Source organism: Oceaniferula marina, assembly GCF_013391475.1.
Lineage (GTDB): Bacteria > Verrucomicrobiota > Verrucomicrobiia > Verrucomicrobiales > Akkermansiaceae > Oceaniferula > Oceaniferula marina.
On record NZ_JACBAZ010000003.1, the window covers coordinates 115,095 to 132,257 of the forward strand.

The following is a 17,163-nucleotide window of genomic DNA, read 5'->3' on the forward strand; positions in this document are numbered from 1 at the left end:
TCTTACCCCCATGTTTCATATGCCCCTTCCCCAGAACCGTAGAAGCACACCGGCTGACGGCTGTAACATTGTAGAAACTTCATCTTTTTTGCTAAGAAAAGCCCCCTTCATGTGTCATAAATAGAAACCACTCTATTCATCATGACCATCCATATCACTGCCAGCCTGGCTATTCTCTTCGGTCTTTTGTGCTTGCCGACCCATGCGGTAACTCAGCATCAGGTCACACGAAACCAGGCCCAAAAGCTCCAAAAACAAGGAAACTACAAGGAAGCCTTGGCGATTTATCAAAAGCTCATCAAGCAAGCAGACAACCCGCATCCCGAGCAAGACCTTGAGCGTGCAGAGGTCTGTCTGGACAAACTTAAACGCATCGACGAGTTCGACCAGGTCCGTGAACAAGCGGTCTCCACCCACCCCAATGACCCGAGCTTACTACGTCTGGCAGCCGTCCGCTACCTCTATAACGCCCACGACGGCTCGATCATCGCAGGCGAGTTCAAACGCGGCCCCCATCGAGGTGACCACCTCTATGCCGACGCGACGGAAAGAGATCGCATCCGGGCACTTCAGTTGCTGCTCAGCTCAATCAAACAGGCAGACAAGCCCACTGGGGTCAGCTACCAGCGACTTGCGGAAGCATCCGCCTACAATCGAACCGGGCGGCGATCGTGGAAGCTTCAAGAGCTCAGCAATCTCGATCAACTCCCCGACTACCGAACAGGTGACCGCTGGGGGTATGGTGGCCGTAACCCGGAGGGTGCACCCGTCCGTCCCGATGGAACCCCGCTTTTCTATTCCATCCCCGAATCCTGGCAGGCCGCCACCAACGATGGAGAACGCTGGCGCTGGGCACTCAACCAACAGATCCAGATCAACGCCGGACAAAAAGATATCGTCATCAAACAATGGGCTGATTTCCTCCACAGCCAGTTTGGCGTCCAAACACTCGCTTCCTATTCATGGTTCCACCGAAGCAATGAAGAAAATGAACAGAAAGGCATTCTCCAAGTGCATACGCTCAAGGACGATGAAACCATCGCCAAACTTGCCAGTGGCGTAAAACGCTTCAAGCTGCCTGACGACCAAAATTTCATCAAGATCTATCAAGACCTCAGCACACGCGACCCCTACACCGCTGACCACCTAGTTGGTATTTACCTAAACCGCCGCCAACACGACCGGGCAGCTCAATTGCTCATCGATACCTTGGAACGGTTCCCGAAAAACAACTCAAACAAAACCAGAAAAAAAAGGCTGCAGCACATCACCGGTGACTGGGGACGCTTCGACACCAGCTCTGGCTCATTCGCCGCAGGCAAAGAGGCCAAGCTCGACTATGTTTTCCGCAATGCGAAGTCCGTCACACTCACCGTTCGCCCCATTGACACCCGGAACATGGTGGATAACCTGTGGAAGTACATCGAAGGCAACCCAAGCAAACTCAAATGGGACCTGATGAATTGGAGCAACCTCGGTGAACAGGTCGTCAATGACACCCGCAAAAAATACGTTGGCAAAGAGATCGCCCGTCGCAGTCATGACCTCACCCCCCGCCCCAAACACTGGGACACCCGCAAAAGCCTCAGCGTGCCCGTCAGCAAACCCGGAGCGTATCTGGTCACAGCGAACCTTGATCAAGGGGTAAGCAGCCACACCGTCATCTGGATCGATTCCCAGGTCATCATCAGTAAAAGCCTAAAAAACGGAACCCTTTACCTTGTCACCGATGCCGTCACCGGCAAGCCGGTTCCTTCAGCGACGCTTGAATTTTTCGGCTATCAACAAAAGTACCGCAAGGAACCCAGTCGATTTCGCAAGTATGACGTCCTCAGCCAGCGTTTCACTAAAACCACAGGCGATGATGGCTCCCTGATGCTGACCAAGACAGATCTTGGGACGAACTACCAATGGATGGTTCGAGGCTCATCCGATCTGGGCACCTGCCTGCTCGGATTCTCGCGTTATCGACAGCACCACTACGGAGAAAGCACCCTCAAGGCGCTCAAGTCTTTTGGCATCACAGACCGACCAGTCTATCAACCGAAACAAACCGTCTTCGGTAAATTCTGGGTGAGAGAAGCTCGCTACGATCTCGGCGACCAATCCACCTACGCCGGAACCAGTTTCACACTGCACATCCGTGACGCCGCCGGAAACGACCTCATCAAAGACCACAAGCTCGAAGCCGATACCTACGGTGGTGTTGAATACAAACTTGACCTCCCCGAAGAAGCCAAACTCGGCACTTACCGGGTCAGACTCACACACAATAAGAGGCACATCGGCTACCACAGCTTTCAGGTGGAAGAATACAAAAAACCGGAATACGAAGTCAGTATCGATGCCCCGACCGACCCCGTCATACTGGGAGAAACGTTCAAAGCAACGGTCAAGGCACGCTACTACCATGGGGCCCCCGTCACTCACGCCAAGGTCAAGGTCAAGGTCACGCGCAACCGCCACAACGACCTCTGGTTCCCTGCCGGACGTTGGGACTGGCTCTATGGCAACGGCTACGGCTGGTTCGATGTCGAACGTCCGTGGTTTCCAGGTTGGAAGTCCTGGGGCTGCTTCTGCCCCCGGCCATCCTGGTGGCACCGAGGTAGTGAAGCCCCGGAAATGATACTCGAGCAAGAGTTCGACATCGGAGCCGATGGCACGGTCAAGGTCGAGGTCGACACCACTCTGGCCAAAACCATGCACAGTGACACCGACCACCGCTACAGCATCACTGCCGAGGTCGTGGATGCCTCACGACGCATGATTGTAGGATCAGGACAGGTTATCGCTGCCCGAAAACCCTACCAAGTCAGCGTCTGGCTTGACCGCGGATACGCCCGCAGCGGTCAAGCTATCCAGGCAAACGTAGCCTGCCGAAGTGCCGATGGAAAAACAGTCAATACCAAGGGCCAATTTGTTCTCTATCAAATCCACATCAAGAAAGAAAAAGTGGAAGAAAAGGAAATTCAACGTTGGCAAACAACCACCGAAGGCGAACGTAACGGCCAGCTCAAGTTTCAAGTCCAACACGCTGGACAATTCCGTCTGGCGGCCATCATGAGAGATGACAAAGGAAGAGAGATCGAAGGCGCTATCCTATTCACGGTCCGCGGAGACAAAGCAGCAAACGAAGCCGGCGGCCCCATTCCTTTCTCCGATATCGAACTGATCACAGATAAGCGCACCTACATCGATGGCGACACGGTTCAATTACTGATCCAAACCAAACGACCAAACAGCACCGTGCTCCTCTCATTGCGCGGTGGGCAGTCCCATCGCTTTGTCAAAGTTCAGGGGCAAAGCAGCGTGGTCGAGATCCCCGTCACTAAAAAAGACATGCCCAATTTCTTTGTCGAAGCCGCCACCGTTTCCAATGCCAAGGTCCACACGGCCGTGCGCGAAATCATCGTACCACCTGAAAAACGCATTCTCAAAGTCGAAGTCATCCCTAACGAATCACGTTACAAACCAAGGGCCAAAGGCAAAGTCAAAGTCCGCGTCACCGATCAAGTGGGCGAGCCAGTCGAAGGATCACTCGCACTCACGATCTATGATAAGTCGATCGAGTATATCTCAGGAGGCAGTAATATCAGCGACATCAAATCTCACTTCTGGAAATGGAAACGGCACTTCCGCGGAGGATTTCACGACTCGCTCTCTCACTACGAACCGAACGTGCTGAAACGAAGAACCGAATCCATGCGCAACCTTGGCGTCTTTGGCCACTCACTCGCGGATGCCGAATTCGGATACTCCAATAGTGCCGGAAGCGGGGGGGGTGGATTCGGGCGCGTCATGAGGAAAAACAATAGCCTGCGTTCTGGAGCAATGCCCCTAGCAGCCCCCGCGCCAGCTGTGGCCATGGAGGCGTCCGCCGACATGGCCTCTGACGACTCCTTTAGTGGTAGCGGGGCAAGCGACGGAGGCGCTGCCGATGCCCCCGCCGTTATGATCCGCAAGGATTTTGCCGATCTGGTCAAGTGGATAGGCGCCGTCGAGACCGATGCCCAGGGGGTCGCCGAAATTCCGGTCACCTTCCCTGACAACCTGACCACTTGGAAAATCAAAACCTGGGCCATGAGCCACGGCACACGCGTTGGCGAAGGGACTGCTGAAGTGATCACCAGCAAGGACCTGATCATCCGCTTGCAAGCACCCCGGTTTTTTGTCGAAAAAGATGAAGTCGTGCTCAGCGCTGTGGTCCACAACGATTTGAAAACCGACCAACAAGCCACGGTCTCACTCGAGTTGGAGGGAGATACCATCCGAAGCGACTCGCCACTGACTCAAAAACAAACCATCAAAGCCGGTGACGAAGCCAGGATCGACTGGCGTTGCCAGGTGCTCAACGAAGGAGAGGCCGTGGTGCGAATGAAGGTCATCACCCCTGACGACTCCGACGCCATGGAGATGCGCTTTCCGGTCTACGTGCACGGCATTCTCAAACAGTCAGCCTGGAGCCGTGTGATCGCCCCCGAAGAAAGCAAGACCAAGATCACGATCGAAGTCCCTGCCGAGCGACGTCCAGATCAGAGCCGACTCGAAATCCGCTACTCACCGACGATTGCCGGAAGTATCGTGGACGCCCTCCCCTACCTCGCAGACTACCCCTACGGCTGCACCGAACAAACATTGAACCGCTTTGTGCCCACCGTGATCACTCAAAAACTGATCCGTGAAATGGGGATCAATCTCGAAGACGTCAAAAACAAACGTGCCAACCTCAATCCGCAGGAAATCGGAGATGACAAAACCCGCATGGCCCAGTGGAAACGCTGGCAACGCAACCCCGTGTTCGATGCTCAGGAAGTGGCCAAGATGACCCGACAAGGTGTCGATCAACTCGGTAAAATGCAGCTCGGCAACGGTGGCTGGGGGTGGTTTTCGGGATACGGAGAACGCGCCTACCCTCATACTACGGCGGTCGTGGTGCATGGCCTGCTTATCGCCAAACAAAACGATGCCAAGATCCCGGAACGTATGCTCAACGACGGCATCCAGTGGCTCCAACAATACGAAGCCACCCAAAGCGAACACATCCGGATGTGGAAAAAGCGGAAGAAACACACCAAACAATACGCCGATGCTCGCGATGCTCTGGTCCGAATGGTGCTTGCCGAAGCTGGCCACGCCAACAAAGAGATGCTGGGCTATCTCTTCCGCGATAAAAATCATCTCTCGGTTTATGCCAAGTCGCTCGCGGGTATGGCTTGCCATCTCGCCAAAGATGAAGCCAAACGAGACGCCCTGATCCGTAACATCATGCAATTTCTCGTCTACGACGAAGAAAACCAATCGGCCCACCTCAAACTCGGCAACGAAGGCTACTGGTGGTTCTGGTATGGATCAGAAATTGAGGCCCACGCCTGGTTCCTGAAACTACTCTCTGCCACCCAAGCCAAAAGCAAAGAAGCTCGAGGGCTGGTGAAGTATCTGATCAACAACCGTAAACATGCCACCTACTGGAAATCCACCCGGGACACCGCCTACTGCATCGAGGCCATCGCCGACTACATGCGGGCCAGTGGAGAAAACCATCCCGAGGCCGAAATCACCGTCAGTCTCGATGGCAAAAAGATCAAAACCGTTTCGATCAACAAAGAAAACCTCTTCAGTTATGACAACAAGGTGGTGATCAACGGTGATGCCCTCAGCGCCGGCACACACCTGGTCGAAGTCAGCCGGAAGGGGCCGGACAATCAAACCGGTCCACTCTACACCAACGCCTACCTCACGGTGTTCACCAAAGAGGACAACATCAAAAAAACCGGACTCGAAGTCAAGGTCGATCGCGCTTACTACAAACTGGAACGCATCGACGCGAGTGAAACCACCGCCGGAACCGAGGGTCAGGTCGTGGAACACAAAATCGAAAAATACAAACGAATCCCACTGAAGTCCGAAGATGTGTTAGTCAGCGGCGATCTCGTCGAGGTCGAGCTGCACATCCACAGTAAAAACGACTACGAATACCTGATGTTTAACGATTGGAAGCCGGCCGGTCTGGAAGCCGTCGAGATGCGCAGTGGTTACACGAACAACGGCATGGGAGCCTACATGGAAATGCATCATGAAAAGACCTCCTTTTTCGTCCGCCGACTACCACGCGGAGAACACAGCCTGAGCTACCGCCTTCGCGCCGAGATCCCAGGCCGCTTCAGCGCCCTGCCCACTCAGGCCGAAGCCATGTATGCCCCCGAACTCAAAGCCAACTCGGATGAGATCAAAATCCAGGTGAAAGATCGGTAAGCTCCTTTCATCGAAAACCAGAAAACAACAAGATTAGCCCGAGAAAACCAAAACGATTGACTCATCCTTGTAAGCCGTTGGTAAATCATTTTGATCTACCGCAAAGGGAGTGAAAATTCATCTAATTTTCACAAGCACCTCATTCCTTCTTCACACTCGGCTGACACCTTATCGGGCAGAACTATGAAATTTAAATTCATCCTTCCTTCGCTGACCGAAGCCGAAAGCCCTTTTTGGCGCCCCATCAAATACTCGCTCTTTCCTCCGCTTGGTCTCGCCACGCTGGCGAGCTATCTCCCCCCTGAGTACGAAGCTGAAATCATCGACCAGCACGTGCAAGCACTCAGTCTGGACGACCGCCCGGATGTCGTTGCCATCCAAGTCTATATCACCAATGCCTACCGCGCTTATCAAATTGCCGATCACTACCGCAATAAAGGATGTTATGTCATCCTTGGCGGACTGCATGTCACCTCACTTCCTGACGAGGCACAACAGCATGCGGATACCATCATTCTCGGCCCTGCTGAGGAGGCATTCCCCCGGTTTTTAGAAGACCTGAAAAACAACCAGCCACGTGAAAGGTATTTTTCAAACAAGAGAACTCTGAACAACACACCACCTACCCGCCGTGAACTCATCGATAGAAAGCGTTACCTCGTACCCAACTCCATCGTTGTTACCCGCGGCTGCCCCCATCACTGCGACTTCTGCTACAAAGACGCTTTTTATCGTGGCGGAAAATCATTTTATACCCAACAACTCGACGATGCACTGCAGGAAATCGAACGCCTCCCCGGCAGACATCTCTATTTTCTCGACGACCACCTACTGGGCAACAAACGATTTGCCAGAGACCTCTTCAACAACATGAAGGGGATGAACCGGATCTTTCAGGGCGCCGCCACCGTCAACTCTATCCTCGACGGCGATCTGATTGATCTCGCCGCAGAAGCCGGATTACGCAGTGTCTTTGTCGGCTTTGAAAGCCTCAACCCTAACAACCTAAAACAAAGCAATAAAAAGCAAAATCTGGGGAGGGACTACAAGCGACTCACGAACAGACTGCATGATCTGGGCATCATGATCAACGGCAGCTTTGTCTTCGGACTGGATGACGACGACCCCAACGTGTTTCAACACACGGTTGACTGGGCTATCGAAGCGGGTATCACCACATCCACCTTTCACATTGCAACCCCGTACCCAGGCACCGCATTTTACCAAAAAATGGAACAGTCCAAGCGCATGCTGACCCATAACTGGGATTTATTCGACACCCGGCATGCAACCTACCAGCCCATGAAAATGAGCTGCCCACAACTCGAACAAGGGTACCGCCAATCTTACCGTGAGTTTTACCGGTGGAGTGCCATCACCAGAGCCAGCCTCTTCCACGGATCAGCAAAACATCAACTTAAACATTTCTTCTACACCAGCGGATGGAAAAAATTTGAGCCACTCTGGAACCTTGCCATCCAAATGAAAAAATTAAACCTCATGACTCCACTGTTAGAAACAGTTCTCGCCAAAGTTACCCCGCGGCAAGCACCAGCGTCAACCCGTCCGATAACCATAACAAGCCCCTCTACCCCGTAAACCCTGACATGGCATCACCCAAGCCATTTCGAACGAGGGCTGGATTCAAAGAGTTATCCCCTTCTCCCAGTTCAATGGTATGACTTATACCATCCTCCCAGTTAAATTGGCAGAATGGTTTGAGTTTAAGATGATGAGTCAGTCAGCAAGCTGAATGGCAAGGGGGCACTGAATCTTTTAGATTTTACCGTTGTTGCGCGTCGGTTGCATAGCCCGCTATGCGCCTTCATTGCGCCTAGTTAAAATCGAAAACCTTCAGTGCCATTCAGCCAATTTAACTGATCAAATGGCATTATGGCTATTTCTGTCATTCCCAATCTATCTACACAATGCAAAGGTCAGTTAGGAATAATACCAATGAGGAAAAACCCTCAAGGGCCGTGAAGCACCTTGAGGGTTTTGAAATCGATCGGGTTGGATGAATCTCCTACTGAAGCCCTTTGTATTTGCCCTTGAGTTTGAGCTGGGCGAAGGACTTGGCCAGAGCGGCTTCGAGCATGGCGACTTCCTCGAGGTCGTGGTCGTGGTCGAGTTGGTCGAGCTGCTGCTGGGCCCGCTCAATCGCAGCCTCGGTGGCGGCTTCATCAATCTCAGCCTCACCTGCTGCCATGTCGGTCAGAACCAGCACCCGCTCCTGAGTGACTTCGGCAAAACCGGTTCCGACGGCAAGCGCCTCGGTTTTACCGTCCACCGTGTAACGCAGTTCGCCAGGAACCAGTGAGGTCACCAGTGCGGCGTGCATTTCGAGCACACCCATCTCCCCTTCGGATCCGGGCAGATAGACATCATGGACCGGACCGGAGTAGATTTTTTTCTCGGGTGTGACGATTTCGAGTTGGAGCATGGTCTTTAAAGTTTGTTCGTTAGAAGTGTTCAGTATTCAGAATCAAATGACATTCAGTGCCCGGCTGGTTTTCTGATTCCTGCCAACTGGGCACGAGCCATCTTCACCTTACTTGGCCTCGCCGAGATCCACAGTGTCGAGTCCGCCCTTCATATAGAAGTTACTTTCAGCAACGTGGTCACAGTTTCCTTTAAGGATTTCGTCGAAACCTTTGATGGTGTCTTCAGTCGAAACGTATTCACCGGGGGTTCCGGTAAAGATCTCAGCCACATGGAACGGCTGGGAAAGGAATCGCTGGATTTTACGGGCACGGTGCACGGTCAACTTGTCATCATCGGAGAGCTCGTCCATACCGAGAATGGCAATGATGTCCTGCAGGTCCTTGTAGCGCTGAAGCACTCCCTGGACACCACGGGCGACGCGGTAATGCTCTTCTCCGACAACGTCGGGAGCGAGCGCGCTGGATACGGATGCCAGAGGATCCACAGCTGGGTAAATACCGATGTCAGCGAGTGCACGCTCAAGCACCACGGTGGAGTCGAGGTGGGCAAAGGTGTTGGCGGGTGCGGGGTCGGTCAAGTCATCAGCCGGCACATACACCGCCTGGAACGAGGTGATGGATCCCTTTTTGGTGGAGGTAATTCGCTCCTGCAGGGCGGCCATTTCCTCGGAGAGGGTTGGCTGGTATCCCACAGCGGACGGGGTGCGGCCGAGAAGGGCGGACACCTCGGATCCTGCCTGGGAGAATCGGAACACGTTATCGACGAAGAGCAGCACGTCCTGGTTTTCTTCGTCACGGAAATATTCAGCCATGGCAAGTGCGGAAAGGGCAACCCGGAGACGGGCTCCTGGAGGCTCGTTCATCTGACCATAGACCAAGGCCACTTTCGACTTGGAAAGGTCATTCTGGTCGATCACGCCGGCCTCGGACATCTCTTCATACAGGTCGTTACCCTCACGGGTCCGCTCACCCACACCGGCAAAGACGGAATAACCACCGTGGCCTTTGGCGATATTGTTGATCAACTCCATGATCACCACGGTTTTACCCACACCGGCACCACCGAAGGCTCCCACCTTACCACCTTTGGTGAATGGGCAAATCAGGTCGATCACCTTGATCCCGGTTTCGAGAATTTCAGCCGATGTCGCCTGCTCAACGAGTGATGGCGCTGGACGGTGAATCGGGTATTTCTTTTCAAAAGTAACGTCACCCCGCTCATCCACAACATCACCGGTGACGTTGAAAATGCGTCCCAGCACGCCACTACCGACAGGCACCGAAATAGGGGCTCCGGTGTCGAGAATTTCCATACCCCGCTTCAGACCATCCGAAGTGCTCATGGCCACGGTGCGGACCCAGCCGTCACCAAGGTGCTGCTGCACCTCAAGTACGAGAGTAGTCTGCTCACCGTAGAGCTCATAGGAGACTTCCAGTGCGTTGTAGATGGCTGGCAAGTGATCTGCCTTGGAGAAATCGGCGTCAATAACAGCACCGATGACTTGGACGATAGTTCCTTTGTTGGACATTAGGTTTGGTGGTTGGGTTGAAGTTGTTATTTAAAAAATGATAGATAAAAATGGGTGAAATAATGGGCTTGGTTCAGCGATTATTCCATGGCTTTCTGGGCCGTTGTGATCTCAAGGAGCTCAGCCGTAATCGCGGCCTGACGCGCCTTGTTGTATTCAAGGGTAAGATCTTTGACGATCTCCTTGGCGTTGTCGGTGGCGGCCTTCATGGCTACCATCCGGGCCGAGTGCTCGGACGCACGGGATTCAAGCAAGACCTGATAGACCATGTAATTAATGAATAATGGCAGCAGGGACTCGAGCACCGAGTCGACATCCGGCTCGAAAACGTAGTCGAAACTGGCAGCCGGCTCCATGTTGTCCGTTTCTTTCTGGTACTTGGCGGAGACAGAAGCGACGAGTTCCTGATCAATCGGCAACAATTGCACGACCCGCGGCTCCTGGGTCAAGGTCGTGACAAAGCGGTTGTAGACGATGGTCACCTTGCCGTAATCCTCGGAAAGGAACTTTTCGGTTAACAGCTTGGCAATGGGACGCGCATCCTGGAAGGGCACGGGGTCCTTGACTTGCCAGTCAGCGGTAATCTCACCACCGGTCCGTTGCAGCTGCTGACGCAGTTTGCTACCGACGGTCACAAAGTGGGCGTCCTCACTGACTTCGGCGCGAAGTTTTTTGAGCAAGTTGGTGTTCAGGCCACCGCAGAGACCGCGGTCGGTACTGACCACAAGCACGAGTTCGCGCCCCTCACCCGGATCACCGAGCAGTGGGTGGCATTCCTCGTCTGCGGTGCCGCGCAAATCGGCGACAAATCGCAGCAATTCAAACGCGTAGTCACGACTGGACAAGGCCTGATCCTGCGCTTTTTTCATCTTGGCAGATGCAACAAGTTGCATCGCCTTGGTGATTTGCGAAGTATTGTTGACCGACTTGATACGTCGGCGGATGTCGCGAAGGTTGGCCACGGTTTCGTTATCAGTTACGAGTTATCAATGATGATGGATTCCGGAAGATTCCGGGAAGTCGGTTCTCTATTTCCAGCTGGTCTTGAAGTCCTTGAGTGCCTGGTTCAAGCCATCAACCACCGCATCGGTGAGAGATTTCTCATCGGCAATCAACTGCAGCAAGTCAGCCTTGCGGTTGGCAAAGAATTCTTCGAGTGCATTCTGACACTCCTTGATACGGTCGACATCGACATCGTCGAAGTATCCGTTCTGCATGGACCAGAGCACGGCCACCTCCACCTCGAGAGGTTTCGGGCTGTATTGACCCTGCTTGAAAAGTTCAACAATCCGCTGACCACGGTTGATCTTGGACTTGGTAGCCTCATCAAGGTCAGAGCCGAAGGCGGCAAATGCCTGAAGTTCGCGGAACTGCGCCAAATCGAGTTTGGTGGTTCCGGACACCTTCTTGATGGCCTTGGTCTGCGCTGCGGATCCCACACGGGAAACCGAAAGACCCACCGAAATCGCAGGACGGATGCCCTGGTTAAACAAGTCGGTTTCGAGGAAAATCTGACCGTCGGTGATGGAAATCACGTTGGTTGGAATGTAAGCGGAAAGGTCACCGGCCTGGGTTTCAATGATCGGCAGAGCGGTCATGGATCCACCACCAGCATCCTCGGATAGGCGGGCGGAGCGCTCAAGCAAGCGGCTGTGCAGGTAGAACACATCACCAGGGAAGGCCTCACGACCGGAAGGACGACCAAGAATCAAGGAAACCTGACGGTATGCCACAGCGTGCTTGGAAAGATCATCAAAGACAATCAACACATCCTTACCCTGATCCATCAGATACTCACCAATCGCACAACCTGTGTAAGGAGCGAGATACTGGTTAGCTGCGGAGTCAGACGCGGAGGCGGCAACAATACAGGTGTTCTCCATGGCCCCGGCATTTTCGAGGGTCTGGATGGTCCGGGCGATGTTGGAACGTTTCTGTCCAACCGCGACATAAATACAGTAAAGTGGTTTGTGATCCTTCAGGCGACCTTCAGCGGCTGCCTTGTTCTGCTGAGCCTGGGCAATCATGGCATCCACAGCAATGGTGGTCTTACCGGTCGAACGGTCACCAATGATCAACTCACGCTGACCACGACCAATCGGAATCATCGCATCAACGGCCATGATACCTGTCTGCACAGGAACCGAAACCGACTTCCGCTTAATGATACCCGGAGCAATTTTTTCCACAGGGTAAACGTCGGCAGCTTCAATTTCACCTTTGCCGTCGATCGGCCGACCAAGGTTGTCAACAACACGACCAAGCATGTTTTCACCAACGGGAACGGAAAGCAGCTTGCCGGTCGTCTTACACTCGTGCCCTTGGGCGACATGAGTCGAATCACCGAGAAGCACCACACCGACCTCACCTTCCTCAAGGTTGAGGGCCAGACCGAACAGGCCGCCGCCGAAGTCGATCATCTCGTTGAGTTGCACATCGCTGAGACCTTCCACGCGGGCGACACCGTCACCAATTTCACGGACCGTTCCGACGTTGCTTTTTTCCACCGACGATGAAACGTTGGCGATTTGTTCTTCGATTTCCTGGAGGATGCTGCTCATGGCTAGTTAATTTAGAAGTTGGCTGTTAAAAATAGGGTAAAATTGAAAAAATGGATTTTAGAATGCTTCAGCGAGGCGGTTGAGGCGCGATTGCACACTGCCATCGAGCACGTCGTTACCGACTCGAATACGCAGACCACCCAAAAGGGAGGCATCGGTGCGGTAAACAAAACTCAAACCTTCACCGTAAGTTTGCGTCAGATCTTTCTCGATCTGAACCCGGGTCGGAGTATCAAGCTCGACCGCGCTTTCAATCACCGCGCGGCGGCTTTCGACGTCCAGACGCACCAGACGCTTCAGGGCATGAAGGATTCCGCGGTAGCCCCGTGGCTTTTGATCCACAATTTTCTGGATGGCTGAACGAAGAAGCTCTTCGTCTACTCTGCCTTCCGCTGTGCAGAGACGGAAAATCCGTCTGGCGTCACGGGCTGCGTCCTTGGAAACTTTCACTGTGCGTTATCCGTTAAATGGTTATCAGTGCGCGGGAGACTAGCTTTCGACAGCAGTGAGGGCCTCGTCGTTGATTCGTTTCTGATCGACATCGGTCAGCACCTTGCCGGTGACATTGGCTGTTGTTGCAGCCACCAATCGACCGAATTCCTGCTTGAGCTCGGCAGACATTGCCTTGCGCTCTGCTTTGGCGGCCTCGTCGGCCTTGGCCAGGATTTGCTGGGCTGAAGCCACGGCCTCCTGGGCCTTCTTCTCGGAAAGGGCCGCAGCGCTCTCCTTGGCTTCGTTGATCAGGCGTTGAGCCGAAGCATTGGCTTCATCCAAGGCTTCCTGGGTGCGCTGCTCACTTTCAGCGAGCTGCTGTTCAATGCGCTTCAGCTTTTCTTCACCTTCAGCGATACGTGCGCGTCGCTGTTCAAGCATCTGCTGGACCGGACCGAAGGCGAATTTCTTCAGCACAAAAATCACGATGACAAAGTTGATGAACTGAGCAGTCAACAAAGCCGGATGCACTCCGAAGGTGTCAAAAAATCCCTGCTCTGCACCGGCGTCCGTGGCCGCTGCCAAAAATGTTGTAAAATTGATCATGTTTTTTGTGGAAGTGGTTTTTAAAGTCGGGGTGCCGCCGCAAAACGGGTGGCGACACCCTGACTGGTGATGTTTTTATCGCTCCTATTAAAGACCGGCGGCGAACACGGTGATAATGAAGAGACCCTCGATGAGAGCGGCCAAAATAATGGCGATGGTCAGAACCTGACCGGAGGCTCCGGGGTTACGTCCGGTTGCTTCAGCGGCCTTGGAGCCGAGAATTCCGATACCGAGTCCGCAACCAAGGGCTGCAAGGGCAACTGCGAATGCTTTAGTGAATCCCATAATATTAGTTGGTTATTTGTTGTTTGTGTTGTTTTCGAAAGCCCCCACCGTCTTTGCTATGGTCAGACTCCAAAAGTGTTGTTGAAGTGTTATTGAAAAATTTAGTGTTCTTCGGCGTGCTCACCGTGGTCGTCGTGTTCGCAGATCAGCTTGAGGAAGACCGCACTCAGCAGAGTGAAGACCAGCGCCTGCACCAGACCGACGAGCAATTCCATGAACATAAAGGGAAGAGCAGGCAGAAATGCCAACCACTCGTGAATCCCCGTCTTACCGAGATACGCCAAACCCTCCAAGGTCTGCTCACCACCATAGATGTTACCAAATAAACGGAAGGTCAACGCAATCGGACGAATACCAATGGAAACCACCTCGAGAATACCCACCAGGAAGAAAATCACAATCATCCCCACCTTCATGGCTCCCTTGAAATCCCCCTTGGGTGCAAAAATGTGGGCGAGGAAATCTTTCAGGCTGTTCTCGGTCAGCGCCCAGTAGAACCAGAGAATTGCAAAGGTAAAGGACATGGCAGCAGTCATATTAAGATCCGCGTTACCACCACGCAACAACCCAACCCAGTGACCATTTTCATCATAGCGACCAATGGTGCCGACACCCGGAATCAATCCCAGATAGTTCACCGTCACGATCAACAAAAAGGTGCCACCGAAAAACCAAAAGGTGCGTTTCACCAGATGATCCCCGAGGATCTTGCCAAAGAAATCATACAGCGACTCAATCAACCACTCGGCAAAGTTCTGAATCCCGGTGGGAATCATCGCCATTTTTTTAGTCGCAGCCTTGCAAAATAGGAAAATCAAAATGGCCGCAATCCAGACCATGATCATCGAGTTGGTCACCCAGAAAAACGGAGTGCCATCAAATGGCGATTCAGCCTTCAGAGGCAACACATGCGCTTCTCCGGCGGCACTTGCTACACCGGGTAGAAAAAGAAGAAAAAAAAGTGTCGATATGAGAGAGCGAAATGCCATGGATCGTGTGCCGAACCTTTGTCGGTGGGCGGGGGCTATATCGTTTTGACCGAGGCTTCGCAAGTCTATTTGTGAAAAAATGTGCGGTGTATTTGTCATAATCCGGTCAGTGCCTGTTTTTCTATTGCAACATTCTAACATCATCACCAGCAACTCCATAATCAAACACCTTTTCAAAATCACCCGAATCCAAGGCCTGCCCGATCAGATCCTCCGCCGATATACACATCCTTCCACTATGCCGCTCCAAGGTAAAACGTATCGGACCGACACTATGAAATCCGCGGTAAATCAGCTCGGTGCAAGCCAAGCGCTCAGCCATACAAAAATCGAAGCTGAAATCGTAGAGTTTTCCCGCATGCGCCATCGCCCGCTGCAAGGCTTCACTCAAATCCTTCCGGCCCAACTTTGGCCGCAACACCATCAAGGCGTCCACCTGCATGGTGTCGTCCATGGGACGGAACAACACGCCATCTTTTTTTGCCTCTAGAAAACAGGTTTCATCCCGGCAACACCAGCATTCACCCACTCGTGACGACACGCATGGCACCCCGAGTTCCTGCCGCTCCTCCACCGAGCCAATATACAGCGCTACATGAGGCCAATAGCCAGGGAGAAACAGATTGCTCATCGCATCATCGTGACGCGTCACCAACACATCCCCAGGCTCCATCAATGGCCGAACCCGCCTCATCACCTCGGGCGTCACCCGCTTCCCCTGCCCCATCGGCTTAACAAAGGGTTGCCTCAACTCCGCTATGGTACTCCCACTCAGCTTGAACATGTGAAACATCACCTGCTGATACCCCGATACGTGACGCCGGACAAACGAGTGAAGACTATAGTCGAGCTTACGTTTGAGGTAATCGCGTTTCCGGTATTGCAAAAACGGCTCTTCCGCACGCAACAGCGGGACCAACTCTCCCACCACCTCATCATCCGCCATCGCGATAATGTCATCCTTGTGGACTTCACAAAACAACAAAGCCTCGTGAAATCTCCACATCCGGCGCGTCGAACCCAGTTTCTTATATACCTCGGTAAAACTCTTACGCGGAATCCCACAGCCCGACTCCGCTTCGTCCAGCTTCTTCCAAACCACCGGCCGTTTCGCCGCCAAATCCACCACATACGTCCCCATGCGAACCAACACCGATGCAGCCGTAAACCCCACCACAAACGCACGCAAACACTGCCGCCAAACCTCCACTCCGAGCTCATCCGCATCCCCCGTCCGACCATCCACCATGCCATACACCGGCTGCATCGCATCAATCGCCTCCAACATCAACACCCGCACCCCCAAATACCGCGCAAACATCGCCCGCACCCGCTCATCCTCATCAGGTAAAAAATACCCCCGCTGCTGCGCAGCCTCGGCATCCCGTAACTCACGATCAATCATCTCACGCGTCGGCGCCGCCATCACCAACGCTCTGACCGACCTCGCCGAATTCCGAATCGCCTCATCCGCACTCCTCTGCATGTCACCTATCTGCCACAAGCCAAAATCCTCGTCAACCATTGATTATCAAGGAAAAAGGCCAACTCTAACAATATCTAACACTTGAAACCTACTGAAAAACAAGCGATTAAGCTAATCAACTATTCGAATCTGGCAAGAAAAAAATCGCTGGAAGTCGCATAAATACTAGGAAAAAAGATGATTATTTAACTTTACATAATCATCTATTTATGGGAAAAGCTTTTCCGTTATGAATAAATCCGAACTCGTCGAAGCCATTCAGAAGTCCCTCGGAGCAGATGCCACCAAACGCTCTGCTGAAGATGCCCTTACCGCAGTCCTTGAAGGAATCGCCAAAGGCGTCAAAAAAGACGGCAAAGTCCAACTCATTGGTTTTGGAACCTTCTCCGTGAAGAAGCGTGCAGCTCGTCAGGGCCGCAACCCTAAGACTGGTGAAGCCATGAAGATCAAAGCATCCAAGACTGTTGGATTCAAGTGCTCTTCCAGCCTCAAGGACTCCCTCTAGGACCCGCTGAACGGCTAAATATAGTTAACATATATTAACCCAAATACACTTATGACCCGGCTCATTCACGAGTC

General features: G+C 53.0%; 12 protein-coding genes. 3 read left to right on the plus strand and 9 right to left on the minus strand.

Annotated elements, in window-relative coordinates:
* The first annotated feature begins 141 nt into the window (after nt 1–141).
* On the plus strand, nt 142–6,252 hold the full coding sequence (locus tag HW115_RS08665) for an alpha-2-macroglobulin family protein (protein ID WP_178932227.1): 6,111 nt from the start codon (nt 142–144) through the stop codon (nt 6,250–6,252).
* 183 nt (nt 6,253–6,435) lie between these two features.
* Complete coding sequence (locus tag HW115_RS08670; RefSeq protein ID WP_178932228.1) at nt 6,436–7,851, plus strand: B12-binding domain-containing radical SAM protein; 1,416 nt, start codon at nt 6,436–6,438, stop codon at nt 7,849–7,851.
* A gap of 427 nt (nt 7,852–8,278) precedes the next feature.
* On the opposite strand, the gene atpC is transcribed toward HW115_RS08670, so the two are convergent.
* From atpC to HW115_RS08715, 9 genes are all read right to left on the minus strand, one after another.
* Entirely contained in the window at nt 8,279–8,695 is a 417-nt protein-coding gene (atpC, locus tag HW115_RS08675) for an ATP synthase F1 subunit epsilon (RefSeq protein ID WP_178932229.1), read from the minus strand.
* A 108-nt stretch (nt 8,696–8,803) separates the two neighbouring features.
* Nucleotides 8,804–10,225, minus strand: a complete 1,422-nt coding sequence (gene atpD / locus HW115_RS08680) for a F0F1 ATP synthase subunit beta (protein WP_178932230.1) — start codon at nt 10,223–10,225, stop codon at nt 8,804–8,806.
* A gap of 80 nt (nt 10,226–10,305) precedes the next feature.
* Nucleotides 10,306–11,187 (minus strand): ATP synthase F1 subunit gamma, encoded by an 882-nt coding sequence (gene atpG / locus HW115_RS08685; RefSeq protein WP_178932231.1) that lies wholly within the window; start codon nt 11,185–11,187, stop codon nt 10,306–10,308.
* Between the two features lie 66 nt (nt 11,188–11,253).
* Nucleotides 11,254–12,786: a F0F1 ATP synthase subunit alpha gene (gene atpA / locus HW115_RS08690; RefSeq protein ID WP_178932232.1), complete on the minus strand. Its 1,533-nt coding sequence runs from the start codon at nt 12,784–12,786 to the stop codon at nt 11,254–11,256.
* 57 nt (nt 12,787–12,843) lie between these two features.
* Nucleotides 12,844–13,236, minus strand: coding sequence for a F0F1 ATP synthase subunit delta (locus HW115_RS20060; RefSeq protein WP_178932233.1), 393 nt, complete (start codon nt 13,234–13,236; stop codon nt 12,844–12,846).
* Between the two features lie 39 nt (nt 13,237–13,275).
* A complete protein-coding gene (gene atpF, locus HW115_RS08700) occupies nt 13,276–13,824 on the minus strand; it encodes a F0F1 ATP synthase subunit B (protein WP_178932234.1) in 549 nt (182 codons plus the stop codon).
* Between the two features lie 87 nt (nt 13,825–13,911).
* Nucleotides 13,912–14,109, minus strand: a complete 198-nt coding sequence (locus HW115_RS08705; protein ID WP_178932235.1) for an ATP synthase subunit C-like protein — start codon at nt 14,107–14,109, stop codon at nt 13,912–13,914.
* Between the two features lie 101 nt (nt 14,110–14,210).
* Entirely contained in the window at nt 14,211–15,098 is an 888-nt protein-coding gene (gene atpB / locus HW115_RS08710) for a F0F1 ATP synthase subunit A (protein WP_178932236.1), read from the minus strand.
* 121 nt (nt 15,099–15,219) lie between these two features.
* Nucleotides 15,220–16,623, minus strand: coding sequence for a YiiX/YebB-like N1pC/P60 family cysteine hydrolase (locus tag HW115_RS08715; RefSeq protein ID WP_178932237.1), 1,404 nt, complete (start codon nt 16,621–16,623; stop codon nt 15,220–15,222).
* A gap of 190 nt (nt 16,624–16,813) precedes the next feature.
* On the opposite strand from HW115_RS08715, the gene HW115_RS08720 reads away from it, so the two are divergent.
* Nucleotides 16,814–17,089, plus strand: a complete 276-nt coding sequence (locus HW115_RS08720; RefSeq protein ID WP_178932238.1) for an HU family DNA-binding protein — start codon at nt 16,814–16,816, stop codon at nt 17,087–17,089.
* Nucleotides 17,090–17,163: the final 74 nt, after the last annotated feature.

Bases quoted from the DNA above. Each gene is read 5' to 3' on its own strand.
- HW115_RS08665 (WP_178932227.1), top strand. From the start codon at position 142: ATGACCATCCATATCACTGCCAGCCTGGCTATTCTCTTCGGTCTTTTG.
- HW115_RS08670 (WP_178932228.1), top strand. From the start codon at position 6,436: ATGAAATTTAAATTCATCCTTCCTTCGCTGACCGAAGCCGAAAGCCCT.
- atpC (WP_178932229.1), bottom strand. From the start codon at position 8,695: ATGCTCCAACTCGAAATCGTCACACCCGAGAAAAAAATCTACTCCGGT.
- atpD (WP_178932230.1), bottom strand. From the start codon at position 10,225: ATGTCCAACAAAGGAACTATCGTCCAAGTCATCGGTGCTGTTATTGAC.
- atpA (WP_178932232.1), bottom strand. From the start codon at position 12,786: ATGAGCAGCATCCTCCAGGAAATCGAAGAACAAATCGCCAACGTTTCA.
- atpF (WP_178932234.1), bottom strand. From the start codon at position 13,824: ATGATCAATTTTACAACATTTTTGGCAGCGGCCACGGACGCCGGTGCA.
- HW115_RS08705 (WP_178932235.1), bottom strand. From the start codon at position 14,109: ATGGGATTCACTAAAGCATTCGCAGTTGCCCTTGCAGCCCTTGGTTGC.
- atpB (WP_178932236.1), bottom strand. From the start codon at position 15,098: ATGGCATTTCGCTCTCTCATATCGACACTTTTTTTTCTTCTTTTTCTA.
- HW115_RS08715 (WP_178932237.1), bottom strand. From the start codon at position 16,623: ATGGTTGACGAGGATTTTGGCTTGTGGCAGATAGGTGACATGCAGAGG.
- HW115_RS08720 (WP_178932238.1), top strand. From the start codon at position 16,814: ATGAATAAATCCGAACTCGTCGAAGCCATTCAGAAGTCCCTCGGAGCA.